We start from the raw sequence: 12,537 nt of genomic DNA, 5'->3' as shown, positions 1-12,537 counted from the left end.
CGGGAGTCAGCGATCCTCGGAGGAGGGGCACGGAGCGGGGCGGAACGGAGCAGGACGGATGAGAAGTGGCACGGCGATCAGCGGCGGGGGAGTCTCCCGGAGTCGAGGACTCGGTAGGAGCAGGGATGCGGGAAGTGGTGTGCCCGGAACGAGCCGGGGCTCGAGGAGCGGCGGAGGTGCGGCGTCCGGTGGAGGAACGGGCATCGACGTCTCCGCGGGGCGCGTCGAGTGGCGCCGACCCGGGTGGGGAGGTCTCGGCGCTCTGGGCGACGAGGAGGGGTCGGCGACGGCGGAGTACGCGATCGCGACGATGGCCGCGGTCGGTTTCGCCGGGCTGCTGGTGGTCATCCTCAAGGGCGACGAGGTGCGGAGCATCCTGACCGACCTGGTGACCCGCGCGCTCACCGCGGCGGGATGAGAGGCCTTCCGCTGCTGCGCGGGCGGCTCGTCCAGGAGGAGGGCTCGGCCACTGCCGAGCTCGCGCTCGTGCTCCCGGCGGTGGTCGCGGTGCTGGCGCTGTGCCTGGGGTCGGTGGCGGCCTCGGCGCAGTACGTCCGGCTCGTCGACGCGGCCGCCGACGCGGCCCGGTCCGCGGCCCGGGGCGACGACCCCCGCGCGCCGCTCGCCCGGGTGACGGGGGCGTCGCTCACGGCGGGGGAGCAGGACGGACTGGTCTGCGTCGACGTCGCGGCCCGGCTGCGCCCGCTCCCGGCGGTGTCGCTCCCGGTCTCGGTCCGGTCCTGCGCGCTGGGCGGGGGCGGATGATCCGCCGACTCCCCGGGGCTGTCCGCGACCGGGAGGAGGGATCGGCCGCGGTCGTGGCGATCGGAGTCGTCGCGGGCACGATCCTGGTGACGGCCGCCGTGCTCGCCGGCTGCGCAGGAGTCGTCGGGCACCAGCGAGCGGTCGCCGCCGCGGACGCCTCGTCCCTGGCAGCGGCCGACGTCGCCTCCGGCCTGCTGGCCGGGGATCCGTGCGGACGTGCCGCCGCCGTGGCCCGCGCGAACGGCGCCGAGCTCGTCCTCTGCGACGTCGACGGCGGCGTCGCGAGAACGGAGGCGGCCGTCGCCGCGGGTCCGCTCTCCCTCACGGCGCGGTCGAGGGCCGGCCCGCCGCCCTGAGGGCGGGGGCAGCAGCGGGCGTCGTCCGGACCGAGGTTCGGACGACGCCGCGGGAGCGCGTCAGTCGGAGGAGAGTCGCTGGTACCGGTACGCGGCGGCGGTCGGCAGGGCGCCCGCGCCCTCGTCGTGCTCGAGGCCGCCGGCGAGGAGGTAGATGTAGCGGGAGCCCGCCCTCGCCCCGGGGATCTCGAGGCGTGCGGCGGGGGCCTGATCGTCGCCGTATCCCCGGCGGAGGGTCTTGCCCTCCAGCGGTCCGTCGAGGAGCTTGGCCGTGTAGGCGGAGGTCGTGGTGGTGTGCGTCGTTGCCATGCCTCATCATGCGCCGATCGGCGCCGCGCGTCACCCCCGTCGACGGCAGGCCGGGCAGGCGGCTCCGAGGCCGTGTCCAGCGTCCTCCCGAGGTCCCCGTGTCCTCGGGAGGGGGCAGCACGTCCGGGGTCAGTGTGTATGGTGTGCCTGTCGGGCGCCCCCGCCGATGGGGACGCGTCGCCGTTCCCCGCACCACGTCGCCGCGCACCGTCTCCCCGCAGCAGGGGACGTCGGACCACTGGTCGTCCGACCCGACAGCACCAATCGAGGAGAACTGTGTCCGGCACGAAGAAGCTGGTGATCGTCGAGTCGCCGGCGAAAGCCAAGACCATCGCCCAGTACCTGGGCGACGGCTACGAGGTGCTCGCCTCCGTCGGGCACATCCGCGACCTCATCGAGCCGAAGAACCTCCCCCCGGAGCTGAAGAAGGGCCCGCTGGGCAAGTTCTCCGTCGACGTCGACAACGGCTTCGAGCCCTACTACGTCGTGTCCGACCAGAAGAAGAAGACGGTCGCCGACCTCAAGCGCGCGCTGAAGAACGCCGACGAGCTCTACCTCGCCACTGATGAGGACCGCGAGGGCGAGGCCATCGCGTGGCACCTCCTCGAGGAGCTCAAGCCCAAGGTCCCCGTGCACCGCATGGTCTTCCACGAGATCACGAAGGACGCGATCCAGAAGGCGCGCGACAACACCCGGGACATCGACACCTCCCTGGTCGACGCCCAGGAGACCCGCCGCATCCTCGACCGCCTCTACGGCTACGAGATCTCGCCCGTGCTGTGGCGCAAGGTCGGCCCCGGGCTCTCGGCCGGCCGGGTGCAGTCGGCCGCGACCCGCCTGGTGGTCGACCGCGAGCGGGAGCGCCTGGCGTTCGTGTCGGCGAGCTACTGGGACCTCGCCACCGTGCTGGCGCCCGAGTCGGACGCCGCGGCGGGCTTCGACGCCCGCCTGGCTCGGCTCGACGGCAAGCGGATCGGAAGCGGCCGCGACTTCGACGACCGCGGTCAGCTGAAGGGCGACGTCACCGTCCTCGACGAGTCCACCGCCGGTGCCCTCGCCGAGGCCCTGCGTGACCCCGCCACCACGGTCCGGGTCTCGAACCTCGAGTCCAAGCCGTACTCGCGCCGCCCCGCCGCCCCGTTCACCACGTCCACGCTCCAGCAGGAGGCGGCGCGCAAGCTCCGCTTCTCGGCGCGCCAGACGATGAGCGTCGCGCAGTCGCTCTACGAGAACGGCTTCATCACCTACATGAGGACCGACTCGCCCGGGCTCTCGCAGCAGGCGCTGAACGCCGCACGCACCCAGGCCGCGTCCCTCTACGGAGCCGAGACCGTCCCGGACAAGCCCCGGCTGTACTCCGGCAAGAACAAGAACGCGCAGGAGGCGCACGAGGCCATCCGGCCCGCGGGCGAGACCTTCCGCACCCCGGACCAGCTCTCGGGCACCCTCCGCGGCAACGACCTCCGCCTCTACGAGCTCATCTGGAAGCGCACCGTCGCCTCGCAGATGGCCGACGCCAAGGGCTCGACCGCCACCGTGACGCTGCTCGCCGAGCCGGCCGGCGACGTCGCGAAGACCGCCGAGTTCACCGCCTCCGGAACCGTCATCACCTTCCGCGGATTCCTGCTCGCCTACGAGGAGGGGCGCGACGAGGAGCGTCACGGCGCCCGCGACGAGAAGGACGCCAAGCTGCCGGTGCTCGAGGTCGGCCAGAGCCTGGTCGTCGCCGAGGTCGAGGCCAAGGGCCACGAGACCTCGCCGCCCCCGCGCTACACGGAGGCGAGCCTGGTCAAGGCGCTCGAGGAGCTCGGCATCGGCCGGCCCTCGACCTACGCGTCGATCATCTCCACCATCGTCGACCGCGGCTACGTCACTCCGCGCGGGACCGCCCTCGTGCCCAACTGGATCGCCTTCTCGGTGGTCCGGCTGCTCGAGGACTTCTTCTCCGACCTGGTGGAGTACGACTTCACCGCCGAGATGGAGGGCGACCTCGACCGCATCGCCGGCGGCGAGGAGGACCGCGTCGCCTGGCTCAACCGCTTCTACTTCGGCGGAGGCACGCACCCCGGGCTCCGACACGTCGTGGACAACCTCGGCGAGATCGATGCGAAGAGCATCAACTCCGTCCGGATCACGGACGACATCACCCTGCGCATCGGCAAGTACGGCCCCTACCTCGAGGTGGCCCAGGAGGAGGGGCAGGAGACGCCGCGTCGCGTCAACCTGCCGCTCGAGCTGGCTCCCGACGAGCTCACGCCCGCCAAGGCGCAGGAGCTCGTCGACGCCCCGGTGCAGACCGACCGCGTGCTGGGAAGCAACCCCGACTCGGGCAAGACCGTCGTCGTCAAGGACGGGCGCTTCGGCCCCTACGTGACCGAGGTCGATCCGGAGCCGGAGACCACGGCGGATCCCGCCACCGGGGAGGTCGTCGAGCCCGCGCCCGCGAAGCGCGGCGCGAAGAAGCCCGCTGTCGTGAAGCCGCGCACCTCCTCCCTCTTCAAGTCGATGGACGTCGCGTCGATCGACCTGGTGACGGCGCTGCGCCTGCTCGACCTGCCGCGCACGGTCGGCGACGACCCCGAGAGCGGCGAGCCGATCACGGCTCAGAACGGCCGGTACGGCCCGTACATCAAGAAGGGCACCGACAGCCGGTCGCTCACCAGCGAGGACCAGATCTTCGAGGTCGACCTGCCGACGGCGCTCGAGATCTTCGCCCAGCCGAAGTACGGGGCGCGACGCGCGTCGAGCGCGCTGAAGGAGTTCGAGGCGGACCCCGTCAGCGGCAAGCCGATCCGGATCCGCGACGGACGCTTCGGCGCCTACGTGACCGACGGCGAGACCAACGTCACGATCTCCAAGGGCCTCACGATCGAGGAGATCGACTTCGAGCAGGCGGTCCAGATGCTCGCCGACAAGCGCGCGAAGGGCCCGGCCAAGAAGGCTCCGGCCAAGCGCGCGCCGGCCAGGAAGCCCGCGGCGAAGACGACCGCGGCCAAGACGACCGCGGCCAAGACGACCGCGGCGAAGACGACCGCGGCCGCCAAGAAGACGACCGCAGCGAAGAAGCCCGCCGCGCCCCGCGCCACCGCCGCGAGCCGCGCGGCTGCGGCGGCCGCCGCCGAGACGTCGGACGCGACGGAGTCGTGACCGGGCTGTTCGTCACCCTCGAGGGCGGGGACGGCGCGGGCAAGACCACGCAGGCCCGGCTGCTCGAGGAGTGGCTGGGCACGCGGGGCGAGACCGTCGTCCGCACCCGCGAGCCCGGAGGCACCGAGGTGGGCCTGCAGATCCGCGAGATCGTTCTGCACCACCGCGGCGAGATCGACCCGCGGGCCGAGGCCCTGCTCTACGCGGCGGACCGCGCCCAGCACATCGGGACGCTCGTGCGACCGGCGCTCGAGCGCGGCGAGGTCGTCGTGCAGGACCGCTACATCGACTCCTCCGTCGCCTACCAGGGAGCCGGGCGGGTCCTCGACGCCGTCGAGGTCCGGCGGCTCTCGGAATGGGCCACCCGCGACCTGAGGCCCGACCTCACCGTCCTGCTCGACCTCGACCCCGCCGTCGCGCGGGGCCGGCTCGACGCGGCCCGCACCCGCTTCGACCGGCTGGAGGCCGAGAAGGCGGAGTTCCACGGGCGAGTGCGCGAGGCGTTCCTGGCGATCGCCGAGACGGATGCCGAGCGCTTCCTCATCCTGGACGCCGCTCTCCCCGTCGAGGAGATCGCGGCCGCGGTGCGGGAGCGGGTCGCCGTCCTCCTCGACGGCGCGTCGGCTGTCGGTGCTCGCGGTTAGCCTGGTGGCATGACCGTCTGGAGCCAGCTCGTCGGGCAGGAGCACGCCATCGGCGCCCTGCAGGACGCCTCGACGCCCCGGGACGACCGTGGCCGGGAGTCGTCGTCGATGACGCACTCCTGGCTCATCACCGGCCCTCCCGGGTCCGGCCGCTCGAACCTCGCCTACGCGTTCGCCTCCGCACTGCTCTGCCGCCACGGCGGCTGCGGGGAGTGCCCCGACTGCCGCCAGGTCGCCGCCCGCTCCCATCCCGACCTCGCCGTGCTGACCACCGAGCGCGTGATCATCTCGATCGACGAGGTGCGGCGGCTGGTCAGCAGCTCGCAGTACTCGCCCTCGGTGTCGCGCTACCGCGTCATGGTCATCGAGGACGCCGACCGGATGAGCGAGCGCACGTCCAACGTGCTGCTGAAGGCGCTCGAGGAGCCGCCGGAGCGCACGGTCTGGATCCTGTGCGCCCCGAGCGAGGCCGATCTGCTCCCCACCATCCGCTCCCGCGTCCGCTCCGTGCGGCTCCGCGTGCCGAGCGTCGAGGACGTCGCCGGTCTCCTCGAGCGCCGCGACGGGGTCGACCCCGAGACCGCCGAGCGCGCCGCCCGCCAGGCTCAGAGCCACATCGGGATGGCGCACCGCCTGGCGACCGACGCGAACGCGCGCGAGCGGCGCGAGGAGACGCTCCGCATCGCCCTGCGCCTCCGCGGCGTCTCGGACGCGGTGCTCGGCGCTGCGCGGATGATCGAGGTCGCGACCGAGGACGCCAAGGCGATCACCCTCGAGCGCGACGAGGCCGAGCGGCAGCAGGCGCTGCGCTCGCTCGGCGTCGAGCCCGGGGGCACCGTGCCCGCGCAGCTCCGCTCGCAGCTGCGGGCGCTCGAGGAGGACCAGAAGCGACGCGCGACGCGGAGTCTCCGCGACGGCCTCGACCGGATCCTCGTCGACCTGCTCTCCCTCTACCGCGACGTGGTGCGCCTCCAGCTCGGAGCGCCCGGCGGCGTCATCAACGAGGAGGTCCGGACCGAGATGACCGCGCTCGCCGACGCGACTCCGCCCGACCGCACGCTCGCCGTCCTCGACGCGATCGCGACCGCCCGGCAGCGGATCGACGCGAACGTCTCCCCGGTCCTCGCTCTCGAGGCGCTGCTCGTCGTCGCGGCGCGCCGCCCGGTGGCCGCGTGAGGCGGGGGCGCCGGTCGGCCGTCGTCGTCGCGCTCGCCGCGGCCGCGTCCCTCCTGACCGGCTGCTTCGCGCCCGGCCCGAGCGTCGACCGGACCTCCACCCCCTATCCGCAGACCGTCGACGACTCCCTGGAGCGCTACTACTCGCAGGTGCTGGTCTGGGACGACTGCGGCGACGGCGCTCTCTGCACCGACGCGACCGTCCCGCTCGACTGGGACGACCCCTCGGGGGAGACGGCGTCGATCGCCCTGGTGCGCCGACCCGCGACGAAGGGACCGGCGATCGGCTCCCTGCTCGTGAACCCGGGCGGACCGGGAGCGTCGGGCGTCGACTTCATCCGCGACAGCGCCGACTACGCGGTCGACTCCGCGCTCGCCGCCCGGTACGACGTCGTCGGCTTCGATCCGCGCGGAGTGGGCGCCTCCACCGCGGTCTCCTGCCTCGACGCCGCGGGCCTCGACTCCTACCTCTACGACATCACGCCCGGGGAGCGGGGCAGCGACGAGTGGGTCCAGGCGCAGCGCACGTCCGCCGCTGCGTTCGCCGCCGCCTGCCAGGAGCGCAGCGGGCCGCTGCTGTCCGAGGTCGGCACCCCGAGCGCCGCCCGTGATCTCGATGTGCTCCGCGCGGCGCTCGGCGACGAGACGCTGCACTACCTCGGCTACTCCTACGGCACGTTCCTCGGAGCGACCTACGCCGGGCTGTTCCCGGACCGGGTCGGCCGCCTCGTCCTCGACGGCGCGATCGACCCGGCGGCCACCTCGTTCGACGTGGTGCGCGAGCAGGCGAAGGGGTTCGAGAGCGCACTGCGCGCCTACCTCGCCGACTGCCTCAGCTCGGACGACTGCCCGTTCACCGGCACCGTCGACGCGGGGATGGCCCAGCTGAAGCGCATGCTCGAGGACGTGGACGCCTCGCCGATCCGCGCCGCCGACGGCCGGGAGCTCGGCGCGAGCACGCTGTTCACCGCGATCGTCTACCCGCTCTACGACGCCACGGCGTGGGGAGCGCTGAGCGAGATGCTGGCCGGCGTCCGCCGGGGCGACCCCGCGGTCGCGTTCCAGTACGCGGACGCCTACAACGGGCGCGACGCGGACGGCCGGTACGCGGACAACACCACCGAGGCGTTCCTCGCGATCAACTGCGTCGACTACTCCTACGACGCCGACACCGCCTCGATGCGCGCCGACGAGGCCGCTCTCGAGCAGGCCGCGCCGACCATCGGCCGCTACATGGCCTACGGCGACATCCTCTGCAGCGAGTGGCCGGCGGCGTTCGAGGGCTCCCGCGAGCCGATCACCGCGGAGGGCTCGGCGCCCATCCTGGTCGTGGGCACCACGAACGATCCCGCGACGCCCTACGTATGGGCGCAGGCGCTCGCGGGCGAGCTCTCCGCCGGTCACCTGGTCACCTACGACGGCGAGGGCCACACGGCCTACAACAAGTCGACGTCCTGCGTGAACGACGCGGTCGACGCGTACCTGCTCGAGGGGACCGTCCCGGAGGTGGATCCGCAGTGCTGACCGAGCAGGAGCGGTCCCGCGAGCAGCAGCCCGGGCTCCGCGAGCGCAAGCGCCTGGCCACGCGGCGGGCGATCGAGATCGCCGTCCTCCGCCTGGCGAGCGAGCGCGGGCCGGAGCGGGTGACCATCGAGGACGTCTCGCGCGCCGCCGACGTCTCCACGCGCACCTTCTTCAACTACTTCGCCTCGAAGGAGGACGCGCTGGTCGGCGGGCTCCCGGTCATCGCCGACGAGACGGCGGCGGCGTTCGTCACGGGCCGGGGCGCCGTGCTCGAGGACCTGCAGCGGGTCTTCGTCGCCGCGATGGAGGAGCCGCTCGAGGAGGACCGGGAGCTGCACGTCCTCCGTCGCGCGCTCTTCCGCGAGCACCCGCATCTGGTCGGTCTGAAGATCGCGGGCATGCGCGAGTTCGAGCTCGCGGTCGAGGGGCTCGTCGCCGAGCGTCTCGGCCAGGAGGACGACGACGCGGAGCGGGTGCGCAGCCGGGCGCGGATGCTGACGCTCCTCGGGCTCGCCGCCGTCCGCCACGCCTGGGCGGCCTGGGTCGATCACGACGGCCGGGAGGCCCTGCCCGGACGCATCGCCCGCTCCTTCGAGGAGCTCCGCGGCGCGCTCGCCTGAGCCGAGTGCGGCGGTCGCCGCCGCCGTCGCGGAGCCTCTGCTCGACCGCACCGTCCTGATTCACGCCCGGGGGCGCGAGCAGGCTATGCTGTGTAATCGTGTCCGGGGCTCAGGCCCCGCGTGCACGCCGCCTTAGCTCAGTCGGCAGAGCGTCTCACTCGTAATGAGAAGGTCGTGGGTTCGATTCCCACAGGCGGCTCCCTCTCCCGTCATCCGCGACGTCCCGGCCGGATCCGCGAGTTCCCGGCCGGATCCGCGACGTCCAGGTCGCGTCGAACTCGCGTCGCTACCCTGTTGCGGATGACCGACACGCCTCCTCCCCGCCGTCGCCGCACTCTCGTGGTCGCCGCGGTGCTCGTGGCCGCCGTGCTCGGTGGCGGCGCCTTCGGCGTGGGGACGGCCCTCGGCAGCGCCGCGGAGCCCGGGGCGCTGCCCGTCGTCTCGACCCCGACCGTTACCGCGACTCCCACACCGACGCCGACGGCCACGGCGCGGCCCACCGCCGAAGCGGCGGCCGAGGCGCTCCGCACCTGCTCGGTGGCGGGGCTCGCCGCCGACCCGCGCCTGGGCTCGATGCAGGCGCGTGTGGTCGACGCCGCGACGGGCGAGGTCCTGTTCGACCGCGGGGGCGGGACCGCGTCCCGCACCGCCTCCGCCCTCAAGATCCTCACGGCCGCGTCGGCGCTCGCGGTCCTCGGCCCGGACACGCGCATCGCCACCACCGTGGTCCGCGGGAGCGAGCCCGGAAGCGTCGTCCTCGTCGGCGGGGGAGACCTCACCCTGACCCGGCTCCCGACCGGCCGGGAGTCGACCTACGCCGGAGCGGCCCACCTCGACGACCTCGCGGCGCAGGTCGAGAGCGCCTGGGAGGCGGACCCGTCCACCGCCGGGACGCCGATCACGTCGCTGGTGCTCGACTCCTCCCTCTACTCGGGCGAGACCTGGCAGCCGAGCTGGAACCGCAAGGAGCAGGTCGACGGCTACATGCCCGAGATCACGGCGCTCCAGGTGGATGGCGATCGCGAGGACCCCACGGCCTCGACCTCCGAGCGCGGCACGGATCCGGTCGGCCGGGCCGGAGAGGCGTTCGCCGACGAGCTGGACAGCTCGCCCGTGGTCTCCACCGGGACCGCTCCCGCGGGCGCCGCGGTTCTCGGCACGGTGGAGTCGGCCCCGGTCGGCACGCTCGTGCAGCAGATGCTGCTCGTCTCCGACAATGCGATCGCCGAGATGCTCGCGCGACTCGTCGCGATCCGCACCGGCGCGGGCAGCGACTTCGCTGCCGAGCAGGCCGGTGTGCTGCAGGGGCTCGCCGGTTACGGCGTCGACACGTCCGGGATCGCGATCGTCGACGGCTCCGGCCTGAGCGACGACAACGCGGTCGCGCCGGCGTACTTCACCGAGCTGCTCCGGAAGGTGCAGGCCCGCGAGGGGCAGCTGGGGATCCTCCTGGACGGCCTGCCGGTGTCGGGCCGGACGGGCTCGCTCTCCTACTCCGACCGCTTCGCCGGCGACAACGCCGCGGCCGACGGCGCGGTGCGCGCGAAGACGGGCTGGATCGACACCGGCTACACCCTGGCCGGCGTGGTCACCGCGGCGGACGGCACCGAGCTGACCTTCGCGGTCTACGCTCTCGGCGACGTCTCCGACTCGGCGAAGACCGCGATCGACACCCTCGTGACGGGCGTCTACCGCTGCGGATCCTCGCTCTCCGACTCCTGACCCGGACGGGTCGACCTCCCGCTCCTCCTCTCCACCTCCTCCCGGAAGGCCCACGATGACCACCGCACTCCTGATCGTCGACGTGCAGAACGACTTCACCGAGGGCGGCGCGCTCGCCGTCACAGGCGGCGCGGCCGTCGCCCAGGGAATCACCGCGCATCTGGCGGCGCACGCCGACCGCTACTCCGCGGTGCTGGCCTCCCGCGACTGGCACGAGGGCGACTCCGACAACGGCGGCCACTTCGCGGTGGAGCCGGACTTCGTCGACAGCTGGCCCGTCCACTGCGTCGCCGGCACGGACGGCGCGCGGTTCCACCCGGCCCTGGACACCGCTCTGATCGACGTGCAGATCCTCAAGGGGCAGGGCCGCCCCTCCTACTCGGCCTTCGAGGGCACGACGGAGGCGGGCGAGGAGCTCGGCGCCGTGCTCGCGGAGCGGGGCGTCACCGCGCTCGACGTCGTGGGACTCGCGACCGACCACTGCGTGCGCGCCTCGGCGCTCGACGCGCGACGGGCGGGGCTCGAGGTCCGCGTGCTCCAGGACCTGGTCGCAGGCGTCTCCGAGGAGGCGAGTGCCGCGGCGCTGCGCGAGCTCACGGAGGCGGGAATCCGCGTCGAGCGGTCCGTCTGAGGGCTCGTCCCTCCACAGGGCTCACGGAGGCGCAGGTCCTCGCGGCTCCCGGCGACCCGCCCCCGGAGCGATCGCCCGTCCTACACTGGGAGGACGAGAAGCTCCTCCTGGCGCGGTCTGCGCGCTCCGATCCGAAGAAGTGGTTCCCTCCTGTGACTGATTCCGTCGCGTCCCGCGCCGCCGAGACCGCTCTGCTCGCCCGCATCCCCACGCAGCTGCTGATCGGCGGTGAGTGGGTGGACGCCTCCGGCGGCGGCTCGATCGACGTCGAGGACCCGGCCACCGGAGCGGTCCTGGTCTCGATCGCCGACGCGACTCCGGAGGACGGGGTCCGGGCGCTCGACGCCGCCGTCGCCGCCGGTCCGTCGTGGGCCGCGACGGCGCCGCGGAAGCGGGGCGAGATCCTCCGGCGGGCGTTCGACCTCCTGCAGGAGCGCACCGAGGAGTTCGCGCTCCTGATGGCGCTCGAGATGGGCAAGCCGGTCGCGGAGGCGAGGGGCGAGGTCGTGTACGGCGGCGAGTTCCTCCGCTGGTTCAGCGAGGAGGCGGTGCGCATCAGCGGACGCTACGGAGTCTCGCCCGAGGGCAGCGGCCGGATGATCGTCTCGCAGCACCCGGTGGGCCCCTGCTACCTCATCACCCCCTGGAACTTCCCGCTCGCGATGGCGACGCGGAAGATCGCTCCGGCGCTGGCGGCGGGCTGCACCGTCGTCGTGAAGCCGGCCGAGCTCACTCCGCTCACCACGCTCGCCTTCGCGGCACTGCTCGCCGAGGCGGGGCTCCCCGACGGCGTGCTCAACGTGGTCACCACGTCCTCGGCGGGAGCCGTGTCGGCTCCGATCCTGTCGGATCCCCGCCTGCGGAAGGTGTCCTTCACCGGCTCCACGCCCGTCGGGCGCATGCTGCTGCAGCAGGCGTCCGAGAACGTGCTGCGGACCTCGATGGAGCTGGGCGGCAACGCGCCCTTCGTCGTGTTCGAGGACGCCGCCCTCGACCGGGCGGTCGAGGGCGCGATGCTCGCGAAGTTCCGCAACATCGGCCAGGCCTGCACGGCCGCCAACCGCTTCTTCGTGCACGAGTCGATCGCCGAGGAGTTCGCGGCGCGGATCATGGAGCGCGTGAGCGCTCTGCGCGTCGGCCGCGGCACAGAGGACGGAGTGACCATCGGCCCGCTGATCGACGAGCGCGCGGTCGAGAAGGCGTCCGCGCTGGTGGAGGACGCCGTCTCCCGCGGCGCGCGCCTGCTCACCGGCGGCGATCGGATCGAGGGGGCCGGCCACTTCTACCGGCCGACCGTGCTCGCGGCGGTCGACCGGGAGAGCGAGATCCTGCGCACCGAGATCTTCGGCCCGGTCCTCGCGATCGTGCCGTTCACCGACGAGGACGACGCCGTCGCGCTCGCCAACGACACCGAGTACGGACTGGTGTCCTACGTCTTCACGCGCGACCTCGCCCGCGGTCAGCGGATGATCGAGCGGCTCGCCACCGGGATGATGGGCCTCAACGTCGGCGTGGTGTCGAACGCGGCGGCGCCCTTCGGCGGGGTGAAGCAGTCGGGCCTCGGCCGCGAGGGCGGACTCGAGGGGATCCACGAGTACCTCAGCACCAAGTACACGCTCACCCCCGATCCCTTCGCCTGATCCG

12 protein-coding genes and 1 tRNA gene are annotated in these 12,537 nt (G+C 73.2%); 12 read left to right on the top strand and 1 reads right to left on the bottom strand.

Features of this window, described 5'->3' with window-relative positions; genetic code table 11:
- The first annotated feature begins 139 nt into the window (after positions 1-139).
- The 3 genes from C5D50_RS15370 to C5D50_RS15360 are packed head-to-tail and all read left to right on the top strand — an operon-like array spanning position 140 to position 1,121.
- Positions 140-418: a DUF4244 domain-containing protein gene (locus tag C5D50_RS15370; RefSeq protein ID WP_244229600.1), complete on the top strand. Its 279-nt coding sequence runs from the start codon at positions 140-142 to the stop codon at positions 416-418.
- Positions 415-765: a TadE family type IV pilus minor pilin gene (locus C5D50_RS15365; RefSeq protein ID WP_104222193.1), complete on the top strand. Its 351-nt coding sequence runs from the start codon at positions 415-417 to the stop codon at positions 763-765. The genes C5D50_RS15370 and C5D50_RS15365 overlap by 4 nt, the downstream gene beginning before the upstream one ends.
- Positions 762-1,121 (top strand): Rv3654c family TadE-like protein, encoded by a 360-nt coding sequence (locus C5D50_RS15360; protein ID WP_104222195.1) that lies wholly within the window; start codon positions 762-764, stop codon positions 1,119-1,121. Before C5D50_RS15365 ends, C5D50_RS15360 begins: the two co-directional genes overlap by 4 nt.
- Before the next feature lie 60 nt (positions 1,122-1,181).
- Here C5D50_RS15360 and C5D50_RS15355 read toward each other — a convergent pair whose 3' ends face one another.
- Positions 1,182-1,430: a hypothetical protein gene (locus C5D50_RS15355; RefSeq protein WP_104222197.1), complete on the bottom strand. Its 249-nt coding sequence runs from the start codon at positions 1,428-1,430 to the stop codon at positions 1,182-1,184.
- Between the two features lie 276 nt (positions 1,431-1,706).
- Here C5D50_RS15355 and topA point away from each other — a divergent pair, with 276 nt between their 5' ends.
- From topA to C5D50_RS15310, 9 genes are all read left to right on the top strand, one after another.
- The gene (gene topA / locus C5D50_RS15350) at positions 1,707-4,577 is read left to right on the top strand and encodes a type I DNA topoisomerase (protein WP_104283894.1); all 2,871 of its coding nucleotides are present in this window, start codon (positions 1,707-1,709) and stop codon (positions 4,575-4,577) included.
- Positions 4,574-5,221 (top strand): dTMP kinase, encoded by a 648-nt coding sequence (gene tmk, locus C5D50_RS15345; protein ID WP_104283893.1) that lies wholly within the window; start codon positions 4,574-4,576, stop codon positions 5,219-5,221. Before topA ends, tmk begins: the two co-directional genes overlap by 4 nt.
- Before the next feature lie 9 nt (positions 5,222-5,230).
- Positions 5,231-6,397 (top strand): DNA polymerase III subunit delta', encoded by a 1,167-nt coding sequence (locus C5D50_RS15340; RefSeq protein ID WP_104222203.1) that lies wholly within the window; start codon positions 5,231-5,233, stop codon positions 6,395-6,397.
- Positions 6,394-7,920 carry an alpha/beta hydrolase gene (locus tag C5D50_RS15335; protein ID WP_104283892.1) on the top strand — a complete coding sequence of 509 codons (1,527 nt, stop codon included), beginning with the start codon at positions 6,394-6,396 and terminating at the stop codon, positions 7,918-7,920. The genes C5D50_RS15340 and C5D50_RS15335 overlap by 4 nt, the downstream gene beginning before the upstream one ends.
- Positions 7,914-8,540, top strand: coding sequence for a TetR/AcrR family transcriptional regulator (locus C5D50_RS16630; protein ID WP_181137360.1), 627 nt, complete (start codon positions 7,914-7,916; stop codon positions 8,538-8,540). The genes C5D50_RS15335 and C5D50_RS16630 overlap by 7 nt, the downstream gene beginning before the upstream one ends.
- A 126-nt stretch (positions 8,541-8,666) precedes the next feature.
- Positions 8,667-8,739: transfer RNA gene (locus C5D50_RS15325), tRNA-Thr, on the top strand.
- Positions 8,740-8,840: 101 nt separating this feature from the next.
- Positions 8,841-10,262: a D-alanyl-D-alanine carboxypeptidase/D-alanyl-D-alanine-endopeptidase gene (gene dacB, locus C5D50_RS15320; RefSeq protein WP_104283891.1), complete on the top strand. Its 1,422-nt coding sequence runs from the start codon at positions 8,841-8,843 to the stop codon at positions 10,260-10,262.
- Positions 10,263-10,317: 55 nt separating this feature from the next.
- Positions 10,318-10,893, top strand: coding sequence for an isochorismatase family protein (locus C5D50_RS15315; RefSeq protein ID WP_104283890.1), 576 nt, complete (start codon positions 10,318-10,320; stop codon positions 10,891-10,893).
- Between the two features lie 152 nt (positions 10,894-11,045).
- A complete protein-coding gene (locus C5D50_RS15310) occupies positions 11,046-12,533 on the top strand; it encodes an NAD-dependent succinate-semialdehyde dehydrogenase (RefSeq protein ID WP_104283889.1) in 1,488 nt (495 codons plus the stop codon).
- Positions 12,534-12,537: the final 4 nt, after the last annotated feature.

It is taken from the genome of Rathayibacter sp. RFBD1 (assembly GCF_002932915.1).
Classification (GTDB): Bacteria; Actinomycetota; Actinomycetes; order Actinomycetales; family Microbacteriaceae; genus Rathayibacter.
The sequence above is the reverse complement of the archived record's forward strand: the minus strand, read 5'-3'. Positions and strand labels throughout refer to the sequence as shown.

Coding starts and splice junctions, on each gene's coding strand:
- dacB (WP_104283891.1), top strand. CDS start 8,841: ATGACCGACACGCCTCCTCCCCGCCGTCGCCGCACTCTCGTGGTCGCC.
- C5D50_RS15355 (WP_104222197.1), bottom strand. CDS start 1,430: ATGGCAACGACGCACACCACCACGACCTCCGCCTACACGGCCAAGCTC.
- C5D50_RS15365 (WP_104222193.1), top strand. CDS start 415: ATGAGAGGCCTTCCGCTGCTGCGCGGGCGGCTCGTCCAGGAGGAGGGC.
- C5D50_RS15360 (WP_104222195.1), top strand. CDS start 762: ATGATCCGCCGACTCCCCGGGGCTGTCCGCGACCGGGAGGAGGGATCG.
- C5D50_RS15315 (WP_104283890.1), top strand. CDS start 10,318: ATGACCACCGCACTCCTGATCGTCGACGTGCAGAACGACTTCACCGAG.
- C5D50_RS15340 (WP_104222203.1), top strand. CDS start 5,231: ATGACCGTCTGGAGCCAGCTCGTCGGGCAGGAGCACGCCATCGGCGCC.